General features: G+C 66.0%; 21 protein-coding genes and 2 tRNA genes. 12 read left to right on the top strand and 11 right to left on the bottom strand.

The features are described from left to right. Nucleotides 1-65 precede the first annotated feature (65 nt). The 3 genes from BHE75_RS08840 to BHE75_RS08830 form a co-directional block, all read right to left on the bottom strand. Nucleotides 66-142: transfer RNA gene (locus BHE75_RS08840), tRNA-Asp, on the bottom strand. A gap of 49 nt (nucleotides 143-191) precedes the next feature. Continuing rightward, a tRNA-Asp gene (locus tag BHE75_RS08835) sits at nucleotides 192-268 on the bottom strand. A gap of 63 nt (nucleotides 269-331) precedes the next feature. Then, the gene (locus BHE75_RS08830; RefSeq protein ID WP_015460240.1) at nucleotides 332-1,594 is read right to left on the bottom strand and encodes an AI-2E family transporter; all 1,263 of its coding nucleotides are present in this window, start codon (nucleotides 1,592-1,594) and stop codon (nucleotides 332-334) included. A 344-nt stretch (nucleotides 1,595-1,938) separates the two neighbouring features. Here BHE75_RS08830 and BHE75_RS08825 point away from each other — a divergent pair, with 344 nt between their 5' ends. The 6 genes from BHE75_RS08825 to BHE75_RS08800 all read left to right on the top strand — a co-directional run bounded on the left by BHE75_RS08825 (nucleotide 1,939) and on the right by BHE75_RS08800 (nucleotide 5,906). Continuing rightward, nucleotides 1,939-2,574: a cell wall hydrolase gene (locus BHE75_RS08825; RefSeq protein WP_070933641.1), complete on the top strand. Its 636-nt coding sequence runs from the start codon at nucleotides 1,939-1,941 to the stop codon at nucleotides 2,572-2,574. 155 nt (nucleotides 2,575-2,729) lie between these two features. Continuing rightward, entirely contained in the window at nucleotides 2,730-3,509 is a 780-nt protein-coding gene (gene purC / locus BHE75_RS08820) for a phosphoribosylaminoimidazolesuccinocarboxamide synthase (RefSeq protein ID WP_015460238.1), read from the top strand. A 103-nt stretch (nucleotides 3,510-3,612) separates the two neighbouring features. Then, entirely contained in the window at nucleotides 3,613-3,849 is a 237-nt protein-coding gene (gene purS / locus BHE75_RS08815; protein WP_015460237.1) for a phosphoribosylformylglycinamidine synthase subunit PurS, read from the top strand. Further along, nucleotides 3,846-4,511, top strand: a complete 666-nt coding sequence (gene purQ / locus BHE75_RS08810) for a phosphoribosylformylglycinamidine synthase subunit PurQ (RefSeq protein ID WP_015460236.1) — start codon at nucleotides 3,846-3,848, stop codon at nucleotides 4,509-4,511. The genes purS and purQ overlap by 4 nt, the downstream gene beginning before the upstream one ends. A 28-nt stretch (nucleotides 4,512-4,539) precedes the next feature. Continuing rightward, nucleotides 4,540-4,953 (top strand): GFA family protein, encoded by a 414-nt coding sequence (locus BHE75_RS08805; RefSeq protein WP_041865551.1) that lies wholly within the window; start codon nucleotides 4,540-4,542, stop codon nucleotides 4,951-4,953. A gap of 53 nt (nucleotides 4,954-5,006) precedes the next feature. Continuing rightward, entirely contained in the window at nucleotides 5,007-5,906 is a 900-nt protein-coding gene (locus BHE75_RS08800) for a sugar phosphate isomerase/epimerase family protein (RefSeq protein WP_070933640.1), read from the top strand. Here the strand turns inward: BHE75_RS08800 and BHE75_RS08795 are convergent. Then, nucleotides 5,850-6,821 (bottom strand): SPOR domain-containing protein, encoded by a 972-nt coding sequence (locus tag BHE75_RS08795; RefSeq protein WP_070933639.1) that lies wholly within the window; start codon nucleotides 6,819-6,821, stop codon nucleotides 5,850-5,852. The genes BHE75_RS08800 and BHE75_RS08795 overlap by 57 nt on opposite strands. 116 nt (nucleotides 6,822-6,937) lie before the next feature. Beyond that, a complete protein-coding gene (locus BHE75_RS08790; RefSeq protein ID WP_070933638.1) occupies nucleotides 6,938-7,807 on the bottom strand; it encodes a TIGR03619 family F420-dependent LLM class oxidoreductase in 870 nt (289 codons plus the stop codon). Nucleotides 7,808-8,110: 303 nt separating this feature from the next. Between BHE75_RS08790 and BHE75_RS08785 the strand changes: the two genes are divergently transcribed. Beyond that, the gene (locus tag BHE75_RS08785) at nucleotides 8,111-10,021 is read left to right on the top strand and encodes a hypothetical protein (protein ID WP_139181681.1); all 1,911 of its coding nucleotides are present in this window, start codon (nucleotides 8,111-8,113) and stop codon (nucleotides 10,019-10,021) included. 45 nt (nucleotides 10,022-10,066) lie between these two features. Here BHE75_RS08785 and BHE75_RS08780 read toward each other — a convergent pair whose 3' ends face one another. The 3 genes from BHE75_RS08780 to cysD all read right to left on the bottom strand — a co-directional run bounded on the left by BHE75_RS08780 (nucleotide 10,067) and on the right by cysD (nucleotide 13,773). Then, nucleotides 10,067-10,831: a 3'(2'),5'-bisphosphate nucleotidase CysQ gene (locus BHE75_RS08780; RefSeq protein ID WP_015460230.1), complete on the bottom strand. Its 765-nt coding sequence runs from the start codon at nucleotides 10,829-10,831 to the stop codon at nucleotides 10,067-10,069. Continuing rightward, the gene (gene cysN, locus BHE75_RS08775) at nucleotides 10,828-12,735 is read right to left on the bottom strand and encodes a sulfate adenylyltransferase subunit CysN (protein WP_070933636.1); all 1,908 of its coding nucleotides are present in this window, start codon (nucleotides 12,733-12,735) and stop codon (nucleotides 10,828-10,830) included. The genes BHE75_RS08780 and cysN overlap by 4 nt, the downstream gene beginning before the upstream one ends. Before the next feature lie 111 nt (nucleotides 12,736-12,846). Further along, nucleotides 12,847-13,773, bottom strand: a complete 927-nt coding sequence (gene cysD / locus BHE75_RS08770; RefSeq protein WP_015460228.1) for a sulfate adenylyltransferase subunit CysD — start codon at nucleotides 13,771-13,773, stop codon at nucleotides 12,847-12,849. A gap of 218 nt (nucleotides 13,774-13,991) precedes the next feature. Here cysD and BHE75_RS08765 point away from each other — a divergent pair, with 218 nt between their 5' ends. Next, a complete protein-coding gene (locus BHE75_RS08765) occupies nucleotides 13,992-14,438 on the top strand; it encodes a nuclear transport factor 2 family protein (protein WP_070933635.1) in 447 nt (148 codons plus the stop codon). A gap of 67 nt (nucleotides 14,439-14,505) precedes the next feature. Here the strand turns inward: BHE75_RS08765 and BHE75_RS08760 are convergent, their stop codons facing one another. Then, on the bottom strand, nucleotides 14,506-15,402 hold the full coding sequence (locus BHE75_RS08760) for a TIGR00730 family Rossman fold protein (protein WP_015460226.1): 897 nt from the start codon (nucleotides 15,400-15,402) through the stop codon (nucleotides 14,506-14,508). Between the two features lie 73 nt (nucleotides 15,403-15,475). Then, nucleotides 15,476-16,138 carry an extensin family protein gene (locus tag BHE75_RS08755; RefSeq protein ID WP_070935669.1) on the bottom strand — a complete coding sequence of 221 codons (663 nt, stop codon included), beginning with the start codon at nucleotides 16,136-16,138 and terminating at the stop codon, nucleotides 15,476-15,478. Between the two features lie 587 nt (nucleotides 16,139-16,725). On the opposite strand from BHE75_RS08755, the gene BHE75_RS08745 reads away from it, so the two are divergent. Next, on the top strand, nucleotides 16,726-17,667 hold the full coding sequence (locus BHE75_RS08745) for a DUF2167 domain-containing protein (RefSeq protein WP_254684402.1): 942 nt from the start codon (nucleotides 16,726-16,728) through the stop codon (nucleotides 17,665-17,667). A gap of 106 nt (nucleotides 17,668-17,773) precedes the next feature. Here the strand turns inward: BHE75_RS08745 and BHE75_RS24910 are convergent, their stop codons facing one another. Next, a complete protein-coding gene (locus tag BHE75_RS24910; RefSeq protein WP_070933633.1) occupies nucleotides 17,774-18,436 on the bottom strand; it encodes a PEPxxWA-CTERM sorting domain-containing protein in 663 nt (220 codons plus the stop codon). A gap of 216 nt (nucleotides 18,437-18,652) precedes the next feature. On the opposite strand from BHE75_RS24910, the gene BHE75_RS08735 reads away from it, so the two are divergent. From BHE75_RS08735 to BHE75_RS08725, 3 genes are all read left to right on the top strand, one after another. Beyond that, nucleotides 18,653-19,807 carry a phosphoserine transaminase gene (locus BHE75_RS08735; protein ID WP_070933632.1) on the top strand — a complete coding sequence of 385 codons (1,155 nt, stop codon included), beginning with the start codon at nucleotides 18,653-18,655 and terminating at the stop codon, nucleotides 19,805-19,807. 114 nt (nucleotides 19,808-19,921) lie between these two features. Next, a complete protein-coding gene (gene serA / locus BHE75_RS08730) occupies nucleotides 19,922-21,499 on the top strand; it encodes a phosphoglycerate dehydrogenase (RefSeq protein ID WP_015460220.1) in 1,578 nt (525 codons plus the stop codon). Between the two features lie 49 nt (nucleotides 21,500-21,548). Continuing rightward, complete coding sequence (locus BHE75_RS08725; protein ID WP_084653475.1) at nucleotides 21,549-21,947, top strand: endonuclease domain-containing protein; 399 nt, start codon at nucleotides 21,549-21,551, stop codon at nucleotides 21,945-21,947. The last annotated feature ends 45 nt before the right edge of the window (nucleotides 21,948-21,992 follow it).

The following is a 21,992-nucleotide window of genomic DNA, read 5'->3' as shown; positions in this document are numbered from 1 at the left end:
GCGTGGGGAGCGCGAAGGGCGCCCTTCCCGCTGCATGGCTGCGTTGCATGCTGATGCATGGGAAGTGGCGCGAGTGACGGGGCTCGAACCCGCGACCTCCGGCGTGACAGGCCGGCGCTCTAACCAACTGAGCTACACCCGCANNNAANNNGAAGNNCGANCCTNNCGAAAACCACCCCCGTTACAGGGAATGGCGCGAGTGACGGGGCTCGAACCCGCGACCTCCGGCGTGACAGGCCGGCGCTCTAACCAACTGAGCTACACCCGCATCGAAGCGATGAGGCGCGCTCCCTAGAACCGCCCCCGATGGCTGTCAACCGCCATGGAAGGATTATTGTGGAGAACTCCGCCTCGCCTCGCGCTCGGCCTCCATCGCGGCGATCACCTCGTCATGATGGCCGTTGGTGAGCGTGCCTTCCTCGAACAGGAAGCCGGCGATGTCCGGCTTGCCCGCCGCATCCAATATCGTCTTGAGGATGATGAGCAGCGGCACCGCCAGCAGCGCGCCCGTGGTGCCCCACACCCAGCCCCAATAGCTCAGGGCGATCAGGATCAGCAGCGGATTGATCGTCAGCCGCCGCCCCACCAGCGTGGGCGTGAGCACGTTCGCCTCGATCAGGTGGATGGCGACGAAGATCGCCGCCGGCGCCAGGCCCACCCACACGTCGGGATAGGTCATCAGCCCGCCCGCCGCCAGCAGCAGCGCCGCCGCGATCGGCCCGAGATAGGGGATGTAGTTGAGCAGCGCGACGATGCCGCCCCACATCATCGGCGTTTCCATGCCGATCGCCCACAGCGCCACCGCCACCAGCGCGCCCAGCGACATGTTGATGATGGTGATCGTGCCCAGATAGGCGGAGGTGGAATCCACCATCTCCTGGATCACCCGCGCCGTCATCATCGCGTTGGAAAAGCTCGACCGGCTCTGGATGATTCGGCGGCGCATCCGCGTCCAGCCGGACAGGAAGAAGAAGACCACCAATATGCCGAAGAACATCTGGATCGCGGCATAAGGCGCGGAGGAAGCCACGATTTCCAGCAGCGAATTGGGCGTCTGCACCGCGACCGTCGCCGCCGCCGTCGGCTTGCGCGCGAAGGTGTGGACCAGATCGTCGATGAAACGTTCGAAGCTGGCGTAAAGCTCGATCAGCGGCGAAAGGTTGGCGCGCATCTGGCCGGCGCGTTCCGGCAGGCGGGCGAACCAGTCGCTGGCCGGCACGACGATGAGGGCGACGGCGATATTGGCCGCGCCCAGGAACAGCGACATGCAGGCGAAGGCCGCGAGCGCGGACGGCACGCGCCGCCGCTCCAGCCATTCGAGCAGCGGCACCAGCGCGATCGCGACCACGAGCGCCGCCGTCACCGGAAGGAAGAATTCCGCCCCCGACCGGAGCGCGAAGGGCGTGCCGAGGAACAGGCCCGCCCCGCCCAGCAGCGTCAGCGCCGCGAGCAGCCGATCGCGGCGATAGGCCATCTCCGCATTCTCGGCCCGCGCGCTGTCCAGCGCTTCCTCGACGGCGTGATCGATCACGTCCTCGATCTCGGTGGCGAGATTGCGTTCGTCGTCTTCTTGCCGGGCCGGATGCTGGTTCATCGCTCACACTTCATTAAGCTTCGCCTGCTCTACATGCATTCCGCCGTCGGCCACAACGCCGCATCGCGATTCGACGGGGGCCGCCACCGGCCCGCCAAGCCACCCGTTTTCTCAATGGGTTCCCCGGAACGTGCATCGGGCCGTCCCGTGAGCGTAACGACTCGTCGTGCGACATTTGACTCCTCGCCCCGCCGACCCGATGTGGGTGCCGATCCGGTCGCTGCGGGGGATCGCGACTATCCTGTCCCTACCCTGCTGATCGACAAGACGTGAAAGTTTCGGCCGCGCCCAAGTGTTTGGTTTTGGGGGCACGGACGGCTTTTGCGCATTCGATAGAGCCTTGAATGTCGTTCCGCGCTTCCCGCCGCCAACTCTATATCTCCGCCACCGCCGCGATGGCGATGGCCGTTCCGGCCACCTTCGGTTTCGCTTCCGAAACCTCCCTGGCCGCCACCGTTTCCGCAGCGTTTCCCGCCATCGTCGCCGAAGAGACTGCGCCCGCGATCGTCGCGGATGCTCCGGGCGAAGCGGTCGAGACCCCTGCGCTTTCCCTGGATATTCCGGCGCGCGACACCCGCGCTGCCACCACAGCCACGGCTTCGGCCGAACGCATCGACGATCCCGAGCTGGAATGCATGGCCAAGGTCGTCCACCACGAAGCCGCGAACCAGTCGCGCGCCGGGCAGCTCGCGGTCGCCCAGCTCATCATGAACCGCCTCGAATCGGGCCGCTTCGCCGATACCGTGTGCGGCGTGGCGCACCAGCCGGGCCAGTTCTTCAACACCAACACCTATAATCCGCGCCGCACCACCGCGCAGTGGCGCACCGCCGTCGAGGTTTCGCGCGAGGCGATGGCCGGCAAGGCCCCGGATGTGATGCCGGGCGCCCTCTTCTACCACGCCTCCTACCAGGCCCCGCCGCGCTTCTTCCGGACCCGCGAACGCGCCGGCGTGCTGGGCGACCATATCTTCTACCGCTGATCGGCCGCGGCCGGCGAAGGCACCGCCCCCGCCGGCCCGGCTTTGTTGCCACATGCCCGGCCTTGAGTTATAGGCCGTCCATCCGCCTCGGCTGCGCGTCGCCCAGACGCCGCGTCCGGGGCGATCTTCTTTTAACGCCCGGGGAGCCCGCGCCCATGTCCCGCCGCCGCCAGATCTACGAAGGCAAGGCCAAGATCCTTTACGAAGGCCCAGAGCCCGGCACGCTGATCCAGTATTTCAAGGACGACGCGACCGCCTTCAACGCGCAGAAGAAGGGCACGATCTCGGGCAAGGGCGTGCTGAACAACCGGATTTCCGAGCATGTCTTCACCCTGCTCGGCCAGATCGGCGTGCCGACGCACTTCATCCGCCGCCTCAACATGCGCGAGCAACTCATTCGCCAGGTTGAAATCGTGCCGATCGAGGTGGTCGTGCGCAACGTCGCCGCCGGATCGCTCAGCAAGCGGCTGGGCATTGAGGAAGGCACGCAGCTGCCGCGCACGATCATCGAATATTATTACAAGGACGATGCGCTCGGCGATCCGCTGGTGACGGACGAGCATATCGCCTGCTTCGGCTGGGCGAGCCAGGAGGAGATGCACGACATCGCCGACCTCGCCATCCGCGTGAACGATTTCATGTCCGGCCTGTTCGCGGGCGTCGGCATCCGGCTGGTCGACTTCAAGCTCGAATTCGGCCGCATCTGGGACAATGATTACAGCCGCATCATCCTGGCGGACGAGATCAGCCCCGACGGCTGCCGCCTGTGGGACATGACCTCGGGCGAGAAGCTGGACAAGGACCGGTTCCGCCGCGACCTCGGCGGCGAGGTGGAGGCCTATCAGGAGGTCGCACGCCGCCTCGGCCTGCTGCCGGAGGGCGACACCACGGTGCTCGACCTCGAAAAGCACCGCAAGAATCGCGAGAAAAAGTAACGACTTGCCGTTGGCGCGGGGCGTCCGCGCCAACGGAAGGTTGAAAGCCAGGCCCCCCGGGCGCATAAGCCCGCCAATCCAAATCATCATCGGGCTGAATCGCATGAAGGCGCGCGTCTACGTCACCCTCAAGAACGGCGTTCTGGATCCGCAGGGCCGCGCCATCCACCATGCGCTGGAGGGCCTCGGCTTTTCCGGCGTGGAGGATGTCCGCGCCGGCAAGCTGATCGAACTTTCGCTGGCCGACGGCACCAGCGACGCGGACATCGAGGCGATGTGCCGCAAGCTGCTCGCCAACACGGTCATCGAGAATTTCCGGATCGAGCGGATCGCGGCATGAAGAGCGCCGTCATCGTCTTCCCCGGATCGAACTGCGATCGCGATCTCGCCGTCGCCATCCGGGACGTCACCGGCGAGGCGCCGGCGATGGTGTGGCACCGCGAGACGGAGCTGCCCGAGGGCGTGGGCCTGATCGGCGTTCCGGGCGGCTTCTCCTATGGCGATTACCTTCGCGCCGGCGCGATGGCCGCGCGCAGCCCGGTGATGCGCGCCGTGGCCGATGCCGCCGCCCGCGGCGTGGCCGTGCTCGGCGTGTGCAACGGCTTCCAGGTGCTGACCGAGGCGGGGCTGCTGCCCGGCGCGCTGATGCGCAACGCCGGCCTCAACTTCGTCTGCCGCGACGTGACGCTGACCGTCGGCACCAGCCAGTCGGCCTTCACCTCGCGCTACGAGGTGGGCGAGGAAATCCGCATCCCCGTCGCCCATCATGACGGCAATTACACCGCTGACGCGGAAACGCTGGACCGGCTCGAGGGCGAAGGCCGCGTCGCCTTCCGCTATGGCGAGCAGGTGAACGGCTCCGCGCGGGACATCGCCGGCATCCTCAACGATGCGGGCAACGTGCTGGGCATGATGCCGCACCCCGAACGGATGATGGAGCCGGCGCACGGCCGCACCGACGGCCGCCGCCTGTTCGAAGGCCTGGTCGCGGCCATCGCCTGATGCGGGTTTGCCTGATGCGGGGCCGGCGGTGAGCGTTTCCGGCGGCTGCCTGTGCGGCGCGGTGCGCTTCACGGCCGATGCCGCGCCGCTCGGCGCCAGGGCCTGCTGGTGCCGCCTCTGCCAGTATCTGGGGGCCGGCAGCGCCACCGTGAACGTGACCTTCCCGGCCGATGCCCTGCACGTGGAGGGCGAGGTGCGCTGGCATGAGACGCTGGCCGATTCCGGCAACCACATGCGGCGCGGCTTCTGCCCGCAATGCGGCACGCAATTGTTCAGCAAGGCGGACGAGCGGCCGCACCTCACCATCATCCGGGCCGGCGCGCTGGACGATCCCGGGTTGATCGGGCCGCAGATGACGATCTGGACATCGGCCGCGCCGCGCTGGGCGCATATCGATCCCGATCTGCCGACCGACGACGCGCAACCACCGCCGATTGCCTGAATCGAGAAGCCTCGATCCTTGCGGGCGCCGCCGCGCCGTCGTCTGATAGGAGCATGGAGAGGCGCGAGAACAGGCTGATCGCCTGCCACTGGACGATCGCCGGCAACCAGCATCCGCTGCGATCGGACGGCACCAGCCCGCATTCGCTGCCGGACAGGATCAGGGCTGCCGCAGGCGCCGGGTTCAGCGGCATCGGCTTCCTCCACAGCGACCTCGCCCGCCTGCTGGAACGATACCGCCCGGCCGAGATCGCGCGGATGCTGGGCGACCATGGGCTGACCGACATCGAGGTGGAATGCCTGGGCGACTGGTTCGCCGTAGGAGAGCGGCGCCGGCAATCCGATGCCATGCGGCACATGCTGATCGAATTCGGCGCGGCGGTGGGCGCGCGCCACCTGAAGCTGATGGGGCCGATCGGCGAGGAATGGCCGCTGGAGCATCTGGCCGAATGTTATGCGGGCGTGGCGGGCGACGCCCGGGGATCGGGCGTGAGGCCCGCGATCGAGTTGCTGCCCTTTTCCGGCATCGCCGATCCCGCCACAGGGCTGAAGGTGGTGGGCGGCGCGGATGGCGGCCTCTATCTGGACATCTGGCACGTCCGCCACGGCGGCATCGATGACGACCAGATCCGCGCCATCCCGATCGATCGGATCGTGGGGATCGAGATCAACGATGCGATCCCGAACCCGGCGCGCGACATGATGGACGCCACCATCGGGGACAGGCTGCCACCGGGGCACGGCGCGCTGGACACGGCGGGCTTCGTCCGCACGATGCGCGAGATCGGCTATACCGGGCCGATCGGCGTGGAGATCATCGCGGACGCCCATCGCGCCCTGCCGCTGGACGAGGCCGTGCGCATTGCCTTTGCGAGCGCCACGGCCTGCGCCGCCGGATCAGGAAGCGACGACGGGGAAGCAATCGAAGCCGGCGGCGGCGGCGGCGGCGCATAGCCGGATCGAATCCGCCCGGCTGCCGAGCGGGCCGACCTGCACGCGCACCAGCTTCTTCCCCGGCACGGCTTCGTAACGCGGCTTGAAGCCGGCGACGTCGGCCATCCGCGCGCTGATCTTCCGCCAGGCGCCCTGCGCCGCATCCTCGCCCGAAAAGGCGCCGAGCTGGATGCGCCACGAGGCCGACGACGCGTCCATGGCGTCAGCGCGGGAAGCCGCCGCTGCCGCCTGCTTCGGGGCCGGCGATGCCGCCGCCAGCGCCGTCGGCGCGGCGCGCGCGGCCGGAACGGCGGCCGTCCTGACCTGATCGCCGCGCTCCCACGCAGCGAGCTGGACGCGATAATCGTCATAGGCGCGGTAGAAATCGTCGAACGGCCGCTCCAGCCGGGCCAGCGCGGACATGGCGAAGGCGGGGAAGGCCCCCGTTCCCACGCCGCGCGCCTCGGTCGCGACATCGCGGGCGACGGCGCAGAAGCCGGCCTGGGCAGGCGGCTGCGCGTAGAAATTGTAGAGCTGCGTCATGTGGCGATCGAGGGCGATATTGCCGCCGGACCTGTGCCCCGCCACCTCCGCCGCATAGGCTTTCGCGAACAGGCTTTTCCGCTGCGTGAGCAACGCATTGTAATCGGCGGGGATATTCGTGCCCGAACAGCTCAGCGCGGCGACGTTGAGCGCGGAGCGGAGGTGCCAGACGGCCTCGTCCTGCCCGAGCCCGTCATTGATGGTGCGATAGCCGCCCTGCCCGTCCGCCGGCGGGACGACCAGATTGGTCGCGGCACCGGCCGGGGGCACGGGCCGGGCGGCGGACGGCTGTTCGGGCCGGGCCTGCCGTTTCGAGGCGCAACCGGCCAGAAGCGCGATCCCCGCCACCAGCGCCGCCCCGGCAAAGGCCTTTCCACCAGATCGCGCCTGCATCGCCCCCCTCCCCGCTGATATGCTTGGGAATCTGCCGCAATCGGCGCCCATGGGGAATCGCGCCCGCGCCCGCCCGTGCCGGGAGCGCGGCGGATTCCCGCCGATCGGCCGAAAGCTCAGGCGAAAGCGCGGATATAATCGCGGGCGAAGGCTTCCATCGCGCGCTTCTTCTCGTCGATCGTCGATCGCGGGCCGATGGTGAGCATGAAGGGATAGGCGACGGTGGCATCCATGCCGGCCGCGTGCAGGCGCTTCAGCTCATCGACGCTGGCCGGCCGGGTGAGCGGCAGGATGGTTTCGAACGGCTGGTCCGCCCGGCCAGCCTCGGCGCGCAGGCGCTTCAGGGTGGCGAGCAGTTCGGGCACATCCTCCGGCGCATCGCCGCCGCCGATCCAGCCATCGCCCAGCCGCGCCGCGCGCTTCCACGCGACCTCGCCCGATCCGCCGATATAGATGGGCAGCGCATAGCCGGGCATCGGCTCTAGCCGGACCGGCCCGAAATCGTAGAATTCGCCATGATGCTCGACCGCGCCGCCGCCCCAGAGCTTGCGGGTGGCGCGGATCGCCTCGTCCAGCCGCGCACCGCGCCGTTCGAAGGGGATGCCGGCGGCGTCGAATTCCTCCTTCATCCAGCCCGGCGCCACGCCGACGATCGCGCGGTTGCCGGAAAGCAGCGCCAGCGTGCCGGTGGCCTTGGCGGTGACGATCGGGTGCCGGGTCGCCATGGTGTAGATGGCGGCGGCGAAGCGCAGCCGGCTGGTCACCGCCGCCTGCGCCGCCATCGTCACCCAGAGATCGGGATAGGCCCAGTCGGTGGGCATCGGCGCCGCGCCGTCGGGCGACATGGGATAGCGGCTGCGGATGACATCGGGAAAACAGAAATGATCGCCGTGCATGACGCCGTCAAAGCCGACCTCCTCGGCGAAGCGGGCGCATTCGATCTGCTGATCGGTTTCGATCCAGCTCAGATTCTGCCAGAATTTCATGCTCTCAAGGCTCCCTTCCCTGCGGACGATAATGGCGCAAATCGGGAAGGAAGACTGCCGGCTTCGCTTATGGTTTCGGGCGGAGCGTTCCGGATTTTGCTTCGATGCGGGTTAGAGCGGCCGGCTGGGAAATCCCGGAAAAACAATCCAAACAGATGCAGGTCTCGACCTATCCGCAAGCAGATCAACCCGACCATCGCAGATAAATTTCCCCTTCAGAAAATCTAATCAATTCTATTTTCGAATTGATGATCCATCGAAAATCATAATATCATCGTGGCAGCCTTTGGGGGGAGGCATTCCATGACACGCTTTTCAGCATCTTTATTGATCGCGTCATCGCTGCTGGCCGGCTGCGCAACGATCCGCACCACGCCATATCGGGAACAGACCGTGGAGGCGGGAGATGCCCTGCCGGGTTTGACCTACAGGCTGCCGATGGCGCGATACGAACTGACGATCGTGCGAACTCTTGCCGAATGCCCAGGTGGCATGATCGAAGGCAAACCGACGAGCCTCAAATTCTCCACCGATGTCGCGGCCGAGAAAAGCTATGTCCCCGGCGAGGCCTATATGCTGGACCCGCGGCTGACCGGCTTCCTCAAGACCTCCAGCCTGGAAATGAACTATTATCCCAACGGCACGCTGAAATCGATCGGCGTGGCGGCGGAAGATCGCACCGGTCAGGTCGTCGAGAATGCCGCCAAGATCGCCGCCGCCGGCGTCATGCTGGCGGCGGGAGTGCCGCCAGTTGCGGTGGTAGCGGGCGCAGGTGCCGCCGCCATACCGCCGACTTCCGGCGACGCGAACGTGCTGTCTAACAAATCCAGCAATTTCAAATTGCAGCCGATCGGGCCAACGCAGGTAATCTGCACCGATGAGGCGAAGCAGAACCTGAAAACGCTCACCGATGCCGACAAGGCGATCAAGGAAGAGACGAAGGCGCTGATCGGCGCCAACAAGGCCATGGAAGAGCTGACCGAGGAACTCAGGCTCAAGCTGAAGACGCCCCGGCAAGCAAAGGGGCGGTGGCAGGCGATATTGCTGGAACAGCGCCGGGCGAATGCCGCCATCGAAGGCGCCAAGGACAGCAAGGCCAAGGCCTTGGAAGCGCTGAGCGTGAAAGAGATCGCACGCTGGCCGGAGCATTATGGCGAGGCCGGCCGCCAACAGGATTTGCCGCTGGGGAATAGCGCGCGCGAGAAACTGGAAAAGCTGGTGACGATGGGCACCGCCCAGCGTGTCGTCCCCGTGGGCGGGGTGGACATGTCCGCGCTATCCAGCGAGATACGGGCGCTTGCCGGCATGAAAGCCGTATCGCCATTCGGAAACAGCACCACCAAGGCACAATCCACGGATCTCGCCGCTGAGTTGGCGAGCGCCGCCACGCAATCCACGCCCACGGTCCCGGCCGAATGCCTCGGCAGCAGCACGCTGAAAGCCTGCCTGGAACATCACCTCGAGCTGCACCTGGCCGTCCGCACCGAATGGCCCCTTGCCAAGGACTGCGCGGCAGGAGCCCCCAACGATGCGGAGTGCCTGCACAAACGCCTGACCGACGAAGCGGTCGACGATCTTGATAAGGCCTATCGCATCCGGCACGCCCGCGACACGGCATATGACGAAGGCGTCTTCATTCGCGAGCCCGCGCAGGGGAAGCTGCTCGTCTGCCGCAAGGCACTCGCCACGGACGTCGGCTGCGCCCTCGAAGATGATCTGGCCGAAGTGGAGGCAGCCAATTTCCCGCAGCTCGGCCAGTTGCGCTTCCTGAAGTTCAAGGTCCCCATGTTCCAGGCCAAGGATCTGGGCGTGTTCCTGAGCGCGGACGGACGGCTCGAACGTTATTATCTGAAATCGACCAAGGCCGCACTTGAGGCCGCGACAGCCTCGGCCGCCAACGCGGCGACGACCATGGCCGATGCCATGGAAAAACGCGAAACGGAACGCCGATCCGACCTGGAATATGCGCAGAGCGAAAAGAGCAAGGCGCTGACCGCGCAGATCGCGGAGCTGGAAAATGCCGAAAAGCTGCGGAAACTCCAGCAGCCGCCTTCAAGCGATCCTTTGAAGCCACTGCGCGAGGCCGCCGCGGAAAATGAGGCGCATATAGCGCAGCTCCAATCGCAGCTTGCGCGGGAACAACTGGAAGCCGCGCTCAATAGCGGAGACGATGCGGCGGCGCGTGCCTTGCTCGCTATCCTGAAGGGGCAGTAGTTCGAGACCGGGGTAGCCCTGGAAAAGGGCTACCCCGGGCGATCGTCAGGCCGCTTCCAGTTCCCGGATCAGCGCCAGCACCTGATCGGCATAGCTGGGCGGGCAGATCAGGAGATCGGGAAGGTAGACGTCCGCCTGGTTGTAGACGAGCGGGCTGCCGTCGATGCGGCTGACGTGGAGGCCCGCCGCCTGCGCCACCGCGACGGGGGCGCAGCTGTCCCATTCATATTGGCCGCCGGAGTGGAGGTAGATCTCCGCCTCGCCGCGCACCACCGCCATCGCCTTGGCGCCGGCCGAGCCCATCGGCACCAGCTCCGCGCCCAGCTTCTCGGCGACTGCCACCGCTTCCCGCGCGGGGCGGGTGCGGCTGACGAGCATGCGCGGCTTGCCCCTACCGACGAGCGCGCCGAAGCTGCGTTCGGTGCAGAGCGTGAGCGGGATGCCGGGCAGCGCCACCGCGCCGACCGTGGCCCGGCCGTTGACCGCGAGCGCGACATGGACCGCCCAGTCGGTGCGTTCCTCGCCATATTCGCGGGTGCCGTCGAGGGGATCGACGATCCACACCCGCTCGCGCTTCAGGCGCTCGGGATTGTCCTTCTCCTCCTCCGACAGCACGGCGTCGTCGGGGCGCTGCTGCTTCAGCGCCTCCATGATGAAGGCGTTGGCGACGCGATCGCCCGCCTTGCCCAGCGCCTTGCCTTCGAACAGCCCCGATTTCTGGAGCGTGACGAGGATGTGGCCGGCGGTTTCCGCGATGCGGCGGGCGAGATCGACGTCCGATCCGATGATGCCTTCGAACAGCGTGCTCATTTCAGCAGCTCCTCGACGATCAGGTCGGCGGCTTCCTCGGGCGTCATCTTCGTCGTGTCGATGCGGACCTCGGGATTGGCCGGCGCCTCATAGGGGCTGTCGATGCCGGTGAAGTTGGCGAGCTGGCCGGAGCGCGCCTTCTTGTAGAGGCCCTTCACGTCGCGCGCCTCGGCATCGGCCAGCGGCGTATCGATATGCACCTCGAAGAATTCGCCCGGCGCCATCATGTCGCGCACCATCTGCCGTTCCTGGCGGAAAGGCGAGATGAAGGCGGTGATGACGATCAGGCCCGCATCGGTCATCAGCTTCGCCACCTCGCCGACGCGGCGGATATTCTCCACGCGATCGGCATCGGTGAAGCCGAGATCCTTGTTCAGGCCGTGGCGGACATTGTCGCCGTCGAGCAGGAAAGTGTGCCGGTTCATCCGGTGCAGCTTCTTTTCCACCAGGTTGGCGATGGTGGACTTGCCCGCGCCCGAAAGCCCCGTGAACCACAGCACCGCCGGCTTCTGGTTCTTGAGGTTGGCATGCGCCTCGCGGCTGATGTCCAGCGCCTGCCAGTGGACATTCTGCGCGCGCCGGAGCGAGAAGTGCAGCATGCCGGCCGCCACGGTGGCGTTGGTGAGCTTGTCGATCAGGATGAAGCCGCCCAGATCGCGGTTCGCCTCATAGGGTTCGAACACCAGCGGCCGATCGGTCGACAGGTTGGCGACGCCGATGGCGTTCAGATCCAGCGTCTTGGCCGCCAGATGCTCCATCGTGTTGACGTTGACCTGATATTTGGGCGCCTGGATGCTGGCCGTCACCGTCTGGGTGCCGAGCTTCAGCCAATAGGGACGGCCGGGGAGCATCTCCTCATCTGCCATCCAGACGATCGTCGCCTCGAACTGGTCGGCCGCCTGGGGCGGCGTATCGGCGACGGACAGCACGTCCCCGCGCGAACAATCCACCTCGTCGGCCAGCGTGATGGTGACGGACTGGCCGGCCACCGCCTCGTCGAGATCGCCGTCCATGGTGACGATGCGGGCGACGGTGGAGGTCTTGCCCGAAGGCAGCACGCGCACCGCATCGCCCGGCCGCACCGTGCCGGTGGCGACAAGCCCCGAGAATCCACGGAAATCGAGGTTCGGGCGGTTCACCCACTGCACCGGCATGCGGAACGGCTTGGCCTGATCGGTGGTGACGTCCAGCTCCACCGTCTCGAGATGCTCGATCAGCGCGGGGCCTTGATACCAGGGCGTGTTGGGCGACGGGCCGGTGATGTTGTCGCCCTTGAAGCCGGAAATCGGCATCGCCACGAAATCGCCGATCCCGATCGAGGTGGCGAAAACGCGATAATCCTCGACGATCGCCTCATATTGTTCCTGATCGTAATCGATCAGGTCCATCTTGTTCACCGCCAGCACGATATTCTTGATGCCGATCAGGTGGGCAAGGTAGCTGTGCCGCCGCGTCTGGGTGAGCACGCCCTTGCGCGCGTCGATCAGGATCACGGCGAGATCGGCGGTGGACGCGCCCGTTACCATGTTGCGGGTATATTGTTCATGCCCCGGCGTGTCGGCGACGATGAACTTGCGCTTTTCCGTTGAGAAGAAGCGGTAGGCGACGTCGATGGTGATGCCCTGCTCGCGCTCGGCGGCGAGGCCGTCGACCAGCAGGGCGAAATCGATATTCTGCCCCTGCGTGCCGACGCGCTTGGAATCCGCCTCCAGCGCGGCGAGCTGATCCTCGAAGATCATCTTGGAATCGTAGAGCAGCCGGCCGATCAGCGTGGACTTGCCGTCATCCACCGAACCGCAGGTGATGAAGCGCAGCAGCGACTTGTGCTGGTGCTGCTTCAGATAGGCGTCGATATCCTCGGCGATGAGGTCCTGCGCCTTGTAGGAGCTTTCATTGGTCGTCATGGTTCAATCCCGTCATCCCAGCGCGGGCTGGGATCTCTTGCGGTTGAGAGCATGCTCTCGGGGAGGGAGATCCTGACCTTCGTCAGGATGACGCACGGCCGCCGCCGTCCGTCAGAAATATCCCTCCTGCTTCTTCTTCTCCATGCTGGCGGCCTGATCGTGGTCGATCGCGCGGCCCTGGCGTTCGGACGTGGTGGTGAGGAGCATCTCCTGGATCACCTCCGGCAGCGTCTTCGCCTCGCTCTCCACGGCGCCGGTCAGCGGGTAGCAGCCGAGCGTGCGGAAGCGGATCGACTTCATCTCCGGCACCTCGCCGGGGCGCAGCGGGAAGCGATCGTCGTCCACCATCAGGGTCAGCCCGTCGCGCACCACCGTGGGGCGCGGGGCGGAGAAATAGAGGGGAACGATCGGGATGTTCTCCAGGTGGATATATTGCCAGATATCCAGCTCGGTCCAGTTGGAGATGGGGAAGACGCGGATGCTCTCCCCCTTCGCCTTGCGCGCATTGTAGAGGCGCCACAGCTCCGGCCGCTGGTTCTTCGGGTCCCACCGGTGATTGGCCGAGCGGAAGGAGAAGATGCGTTCCTTGGCGCGGCTCTTCTCCTCGTCGCGGCGCGCGCCGCCGAAAGCCGCGTCGAAGCCGTATTTGTCGAGCGCCTGCTTCAGCCCTTCCGTCTTCCACATGTCGGTGTGGAGCGATCCGTGATCGAACGGGTTGATGCCGCGTTCCATGGCTTCGGGGTTGTGATAGACCAGCAGCTCCATGCCGCTTTCCTTCGCCATCCGGTCGCGAAGCTCATACATCGCCCTGAACTTCCACGTCGTATCGACATGGAGCAGCGGAAAGGGCGGCGGCGAGGGATAGAAGGCCTTGCGCGCCAGATGCAGCATGACCGCCGAATCCTTGCCGACCGAATAGAGCATCACCGGCCGTTCGACCTCGGACACCACCTCGCGCAGGATATGGATGCTTTCCGCCTCGAGACGCTGGAGATGCGTCAGGTTCACGCCGGCGGGCGCGCTGGGATTATCGCTCACTCTCTCTCGCTCTTTTTCTGTCTTCAGCGGCGGGCGCCGGCCCNCCGATCCCTGCCGTTCAAGCTAGGTGGAGCGACAGGAAGGCGGCAAGGCCGGCGACTTCATCCTGAATGACGTGCCTTTCGCCCCGGCGCCATAAAGCGATTCTTGGGGCGGATGCGGGCTTTTCCATCAGCCGCCCACCGGACAATCTGGCCACGGACAAAGGAGAGGCACGGATGGACGCGATCGAGAGGCTGCTGGCCATCGAGGAGATAAAGACGCTGAAGGCGCGATATTTCCGCTGCATGGACCTGAAGGACTGGGCCGGCCTGCGCGCCGTGTTCACGGACGACCTGCACGCGGATTTCCGCGAGGGCACCGATCCGCCCAACCCGCAGGCCCTGATCGCGGGCGCGGACGCCTATATCGCGATGCTGGCGCCGATCCTGGCCAACATCACCACCGTGCACCACGGCCACATGCCCGAAATCGCCTTCACATCGCCGAAGCTGGCCACCGGCATCTGGGCGATGGAGGACAAATTATGGGTGGGGCCGGGCGCGACCGTGCCCTACACCTTCCTGCACGGATACGGCCATTATCACGAGACCTACCGGCACGAGGCGGACGGCTGGCGGATCGCCAGCGTGCGGCTGACGCGGCTCAGGATCGATATCTCCTGAGGCAGGGGGCCGGAGGAGCCGGCCCTCGCCGCCCCGGACCCCGCCGGGGTGGCGGCGGAGCCGGCGGCTATTCCGCCGCCTGCTGCTGCTCGCGCTGCTCCAGCTCGCGCTTCGCCCAATAGGCGTTCACATGATTCCAGGCTTCGTCCGCCGTTTCCACGAAGCGGAACAGCTTGAGATCGTTGGGCGAAACCACGCCTTCCTCGACCAAAGCCTCGAAATCGATCACGCGATCCCAGAATTCGCGGCCGAAGAACAGGATCGGCAGCGGCTTCATCTTGCCGGTCTGGATCAGGGTAAGCAGCTCGAACGTCTCGTCGAAGGTGCCGAAGCCGCCGGGGAACACCGCCACCGCGCGCGCATGGAGCAGGAAATGCATCTTGCGCAGCGCGAAATAGTGGAACTGGAAGCTCAATGACGGCGTGACATATTCGTTGGGCGCCTGCTCGTGCGGCAGCACGATGTTGAGCCCGATCGAATCCGCGCCGACATCGGCGGCGCCGCGATTGGCGGCTTCCATGATCGAGGGGCCGCCGCCCGAGCAGACGACGAACTGCCGCCGCCCTTCCGCGTCGAGCGGGGACTGGCTGGCGAGCGCGGCGAGCTTGCGCGCCTCGTCATAATAATGCGCCTTGGCCTTCAGCCGTTCGGCGATGCGGCGCTGCGTATCGGTGACGGCGGCATCGACCAGCATGTCGGCCTTGGCCGGCTCCGGTATGCGGGCCGATCCATACATCACAAAGGTGGAACCGATATTCGCCTCGTTCAGCAGAAGCTGCGGCTTCATCAGCTCGAGCTGGAAGCGCACCGGGCGCAGATCGTCCCGCAGCAGGAAATCCATGTCCTGGAAGGCGAGCCGGTAGGCGGGATCGGTGGTCTGGGGCGCCGGCGTCACATGCCGCGCGGAAGCGGCGTCGTCCTTCGCGGGCGGGAAGACGCGCTTGGGAATCTCTCGGTTACTCATGGAAAGCAAATTAGCCTTGTTCTGTTATCGATTTGGTGCGTTCCGGCACCTTATCGAAATGGGGCCTTTCGGCTCACTTACAATATGGCCCGTCGGCGCCCATGTCGAAGTGGAAATGGTTGTAGTGGGCGGCATCGCCGTCCGGGCCGATGACGATCGCGAAGCGCCGGCAGGCCGCCTTGTGGACCGCGCGCAGGAAGTTGCGGACGTTGGCGTCCGGCCCGCGCCACCCCTTCTCCACCGTGATCCGCCGGCCATCGGCAAGCTGGAAGGCGGCGATATCGACGGCGTTGGCGCGGCCATGCTCCGAAAGCTTGGCGCCCGCCACGCCGTTGCGCGGGCGGCAATTATAGGTGCCGAAACTCTCGATCTTCACCACCCGGCTGTCCAGCCAGGCCATGGCGGCATTCTGCACCGCCTCGTTCGTCCAGGCGGACAGCCGTTCCGCCGTGCGGCACTTCATCGCGCCGAGATTGGTGACGGGAATGCCGATGGCAACGAGCTGCACCGCGCCCGTGGCCGAGCAGCCATTGCCGAACCAGCGATCCGGCAGCACGTTGAACTGGGCGCCATATTTGCCGAGATCGGCTAGGCACTGCTTCAGCTCGCGCGGATCATCCGCCTTGGCCACGGGCGGCGGGCGATGCGCGGGCGGGCGGCGGGGCTTTTCCCGCGACGGGCCGACGCAGGCGGCAAGCGCCAGCATCGCCAACAGCCATGCCCCCCGAATACGCATCATGGGAATCTGTGCGTTTTCAGGCCGGTCCGGTCAATCCCGCGTGAGTCGAAGCGAGGCAAAGCGGCGTTGCGCCGTTTGCCTGCCGCCGCTTGCCCTCGCCGATCCGGCCATATTTGCGCCCAGAACCGCAAATAACGTCGTGCCGAATATCGGGAGGCGGCATGTTATCGATCGCGATCGCCCTGCAAGCCGCNAATATAGCCCCGCCGATAGACTTCGATCTCGGCAAGATGAAGCCGCCGGAAACCGATTGCCGGGCCGATGCCGCCGGATCGGGCCGCGACATCATCGTCTGCGCCAGCCGCGACAAGCAGGAATATAGCCGCGTCACCGCGGAAGAAGCGCCGCCCGAAGGCATGCCGAAAGCGGAGTTCGGCCTGTTCGGCAAGGTTCGCGGCAAGGTGAATACCGAGCAGGTCGGCGTCGGCGGATTTCCGAGCAACCGCGCCAAGGTGACGATTACAGTTCCGTTCTGATCCACTCCCAGCCCGTCCAAGCATCCGGCATCGGATCATTTTCCATCTGGTCAAGAACGGGGCGTCGTGCGAGCCAGCCCCTCGGGGAATATTCGGGGGAATTTGACGATGAGAATCAAGATGCTGGCGGCCGCCATCCTGCTGGCCGGCGTTCCGGCGCAGATATTGGCCAGCCCCGCGGCGAACACCACCGCCACGGCGGAGCTTACGGCCGAGCAGAAGGCCTATGTCGCGCGAATGAAGGCATTGCTGGACAGCCTGCATCCCAGGACCGGGGACGTGCCGATCGGAAACGCCAACGCCACGCTCCACCTGGGCGAGGATTATTATTTCCTGCCGGCCGAGGAGGCGAAGAAGGTGCTCGTCGAAGGCTGGGGCAATCCGCCGGATGCGGTGGGCGGGGTGCTGGGCCTCGTCTTTCCCAAGGGCAAGACCTTCCTCGACGATAGCTGGGGGGCGGTCGTCACCTACGAAGCCACCGGCTATGTGAGCGACAAGGACGCGAAGACGGAGGATTACGACGCCCTCCTCCGCGACATCCAGGAAAGCGAGAAAGCGGATAATGAGGAGCGGACCAAGGCCGGCTATGCCGCGCGCCACCTCGTCGGCTGGGCGCAGCAGCCATCCTATAATCCGGCCGATCATTCGCTGATCTGGGCCCGCGACATCCGCTTTTCGGGAAGCGACGTCGATGCGCTCAACTATGACGTGCGGCTGCTCGGCCGCCATGGCGTTCTGAGCCTCAACATGGTGGCGAGCATGCCGCAGCTTGCCGAGGTGCGCACGGCGGCGGCGGCCTTCGGGAAAGCGGCGAGCTTCGATGTCGGATCGCGCTATGCCGATTATGATTCGAGCAAGGACAAGACCGCCGAGTTCGGCCTCGCCGGGCTGGTCGCGGCCGGCGCCGGCGTCGCGGCCGCGAAGAAAGTGGGGCTGCTGGGCGCCATCCTGCTTTTCGGCAAGAAATTCCTGGCCATCTTCATCGCCGCGATCGCCGGCGGCCTTGCCTGGGTGCGCCGCAAATTCTCGCGCAGCGGGGAGGAAGGCTGACGGGCAGGTCGCGCTGCGTCAGCCCTTCCGGCTGCGGGGTTGATCCGCGAAGCGAGTGGCGGGCAGCCGAGGCACGCCCGCCACCGATCCCCGCTCCATCCCCCGTTCAGGCGAAGGCGGCTTGCCCGCGTCGACGGCGCATCGCAGCGCCGACCAAGCCGAAGCCCGTGATCAGCATCGCCCAGGTCGAAGGCTCCGGCACCAACGGCTCGTTCAGCGGCAAGGCCGTCGGCGTGACGCGAACCTGGCGAACGTCGTTTATATTGTCCGCCGTCGTGATCACCACTTTGCTGATCAACGAGCCGTCGGTCCCCTGAGCCGAGAACCAATCCGCGCCGTTGCTCAGCGTGAAACCGGAGAGCGTCGTCGCAACACCGAACTGATCGTAGAAATCGATCGTTGCCGTGGTGTGATAGTTGCCGTTCGGGTCCGTAAGCCTGAATTCCACCTCGCTCATCGCAAGCGCGGGATTGGTGAGGTAGAAGGTGAGCGTGGTCAGGTTGCTGTCGGTGCCGGTGATGCGCGCCTGCCCGCTAGATGGCGTATAGAGCAGCTCGTTCGATTCGAACGTCACCAGCGTGCCGTGATTGGTTTCCGCCTGCAGCGGATTGGCGGGATTCGGATAGCCGTCGTTGAACTGGACATTGTCCGACGGCGAAACGGCGCCCGGCGAGGTGTAGATCACGATCGCGGCCGAGGCCGGAACGGCAGCCAGAGCGGCCCCCATCACCGCCGCCGAAAGTGCGGCGACACCCCAAAGCTTCCGCATGTTCACCTCTCCCAATGCTACGATTGACGAAGCACCAAGCAAGGCCCGGGCCAAAGCCTTATCGTTATGATTTCGTAACGAATGCAGTTGCGAGCCCTTCGCACGTGCAAAATTTTCCGACACGAAGGGCGATTGACTCCCCTCGCCCAATCTCTAGAAGCGCCGGCGGGCCACGCCGTCCCAACGCGGCGCGCGCTCTCTGTGAGGAGAGACTACATGACTGACGTTGCTCGCCCCGGCACCAAGCCGGCGCGCCCCCATTTCTCGTCCGGTCCCTGCGCCAAGCCTCCGGGCTGGGCCGCCGACCATCTCGCCACCGGATCGCTGGGCCGTTCGCACCGCTCCAAGCTGGGCAAGAGCCGCCTCGTCCACGCGATCGAGCTGACGCGCGAGATACTGGGCGTTCCCGCCACCCACCGCATCGGCATCGTTCCCGGATCGGACACCGGCGCCGTCGAGATGGCGCTCTGGTCGCTGCTGGGCGCGCGCAAGGCCACGATGGTCGCCTGGGAAAGCTTCGGCGAAGGTTGGGTCACCGATGTCGTCAAGCAGCTGAAGATCGACGCGGACGTGGTGAAGGCGCCCTATGGCGAGCTGCCGGACCTCCACGCGCTCGACCAGTCGACCGATATCGTCTTCACCTGGAACGGCACCACGTCCGGCGTGCGCGTGCCGAACGGCGACTGGATCAGGGACGACCGCGAGGGCCTGACCATCGCGGACGCCACCTCCGCCTGCTTCGCCATGGACCTGCCGTGGGACAAGCTGGATGTCGTCACCTTCTCCTGGCAGAAGGTGCTGGGCGGCGAAGGCGCGCACGGCATCCTGATCCTCGGCCCCCGCGCCGTGGAACGGCTGGAAAGCTACTCGCCGGCCTGGCCGCTGCCCAAGATCTTCCGCATGACGAAAAGCGGCAAGCTGATCGAGGGCATCTTCAAGGGCGAGACGATCAACACGCCCTCGATGCTCGCGGTCGAGGATTATATCTGGTCGCTGGAATGGGCGAAGTCGATCGGCGGGCTGACCGCGCTGATCAAGCGCGCCGACGCCAATGCCGCGGCGCTCGACGCCTGGGTGCAAAAGACGCCGTGGATCGACCATCTGGCCGTGGACGCAGCCTCGCGCTCCAACACCTCCGTCTGCCTGAAGTTCGCGGACGATGCGGTGACGGGCCTGGACGACGAGGGCAAGCTGGCGCTCGTCAAGAAGATCGCCTCGCTGCTCGAGAATGAGGACGCGGCCTACGACATCGCCGGCTATCGCGATGCCCCGCCGGGCCTGCGCGTGTGGTGCGGCGCGACCGTCGAGACCGCCGATATCGAGGCCCTCGGCCCGTGGCTCGACTGGGCCTGGTCGCAGGCGCGCGGCTGACCCCTCCCTTATTCAAGACGTCATCCCGGCGAAAGCCGGGGTCTCGTGAGGGCATTCCCCGCCGACCGAGATCCTGACCTTCGTCAGGATGACGAAAATCCAAGGATTTTCACCATGCCCAAGGTTCTGATTTCCGACAAGATGGACCCGCTTGCCGCCCAGATCTTCCGCAATCGCGGGGTCGAGGTGGACGAGATCACCGGCAAGACCAAGGAAGAGCTGATCGCCATCATCGGCGAGTATGATGGCCTGGCCATCCGTTCCGCCACCAAGGTGACGAAGGAGGTGCTGGAAGCCGCCACCAACCTGAAGGTGGTCGGCCGCGCCGGCATCGGCGTCGACAATGTCGATATTCCCGCCGCCTCCGCCAAGGGCGTGGTGGTGATGAACACGCCGTTCGGCAATTCCATCACCACCGCCGAACATGCCATCGCGCTGATGTTCGCGCTCGCCCGCGATCTGCCGGAGGCCGATCGGTCCACCCAGGCCGGCAAGTGGGAGAAGAACCGCTTCATGGGCGTCGAGGTGACGGGCAAGACGCTCGGCCTGATCGGCGCCGGCAATATCGGATCGATCGTCGCCGATCGCGCGCTGGGCCTGAAGATGAAGGTCGTCGCCTACGATCCCTTCCTCACGCCCGAGCGCGCCGTGGACATGGGCGTGGAGAAGGTGACGCTGGACGAGCTTCTCTCCCGCGCGGATTTCATCACCCTCCACACGCCGCTGACCGACAGCACCCGCAACATCCTTTCGGCCGAGAATATCGCCAAGACCAAGAAGGGCGTGCGCATCATCAACTGCGCGCGCGGCGGCCTGGTGGACGAGGAGGCGCTGAAGGCGGCGCTGGACAGCGGTCATGTCGCGGGCGCGGCGCTGGACGTGTTCGTGACCGAACCGGCCAAGGAAAGCCCGCTGTTCGGCACGCCGGGCTTCATCTCCACCCCGCACCTCGGCGCCTCGACCAACGAGGCGCAGGTAAACGTGGCGATCCAGGTGGCCGAGCAGATGGCCGATTTCCTGATTTCCGGCGGCGTCACCAACGCGCTCAACATGCCGAGCCTGTCGGCCGAGGAAGCGCCGAAGCTGAAGCCCTACATGGCGCTGGCCGAGCGGCTGGGCGCGCTGGTCGGCCAGCTTGAGGGCGATGCGATCAAGTCCGTCGCCATCGAGGTCGAGGGCGCTGCCGCCGAGCTGAATCAGAAGCCGATCACCGGCGCCGTGCTGAAGGGCCTGATGGGCGTCTATTCCGACACGGTGAACATGGTGAACGCCCCCTTCCTGGCGCGCGAACGCGGGCTGGACGTGCGCGAGGTGCGCCACGACCGCGAGGGCGATTACCACACGCTGATCCGCGTTTCGGTGACGACCGCCAATGGCGAGAAATCGGTGGCGGGCACCCTGTTCGCCAATTCCGAGCCGCGCCTGGTCGAAATCTTCGGCGTGAAGGTGGAGGCCGACCTCGCCGGCACGATGCTCTATGTCGTGAACGAGGACGCCCCCGGCTTCATCGGCCGGCTGGGTTCCAAGCTGGGCGAGGCCGGCGTCAACATCGGCACCTTCCACCTCGGCCGCCGTTCGGCCGGCGGCGAGGCGGTGCTGCTCCTCTCGCTAGACACGCCCGCCGGCGAGCCGGTGATGTGGGACATCTGCCGCCTGCCCGGCGTCAAGACGGTGAAATCGCTGCGGTTTTGATAACGAAGCCCTCCCCCCTCGGGGGGAGGGTTTGGGTGGGGGGGGGACCGTGCGGACGGACGAAACGCTGAAGGCGCGTGCCCGCGAGATGCGGGCGAACCCCACCCCCGCCGAGCGTAAATTGTGGCTGCTTCTCAAGGGTAAGCGCTTCGAAGGCGTAAAATTCACCCGCCAGGCGATCATTGGCCGCTACATCGCAGACTTTGCCGCTCCTTCGGCAAATCTCGCTATCGAAATTGATGGGGATACACATGGCGGCCAAGTCGAGTATGACGCCGCGCGAACGAGCTTCATCGAACGGCAGGGATATCGGGTGATCCGCTTCACCAATTCGGAAGTCCTTGGGGACATCGACGGCGTGCTGGCCGCCATTGCCGATGCGCTTGCCGCACCGTCGCCCCCCCCACCCCATCCCTCCCCCCGAGGGGGGAGGGGGAATTGGGCATGACCAACACACCCGCCTTTTGCCCGTTGGGCTTCGCGATCGGCTGCC

Origin of the sequence: Edaphosphingomonas haloaromaticamans, from assembly GCF_001853345.1 — a bacterium.
Taxonomy (GTDB): Bacteria; Pseudomonadota; Alphaproteobacteria; order Sphingomonadales; family Sphingomonadaceae; genus Sphingomonas_E; species Sphingomonas_E fennica.
The sequence above is the reverse complement of the archived record's forward strand: the minus strand, read 5'-3'. Positions and strand labels throughout refer to the sequence as shown.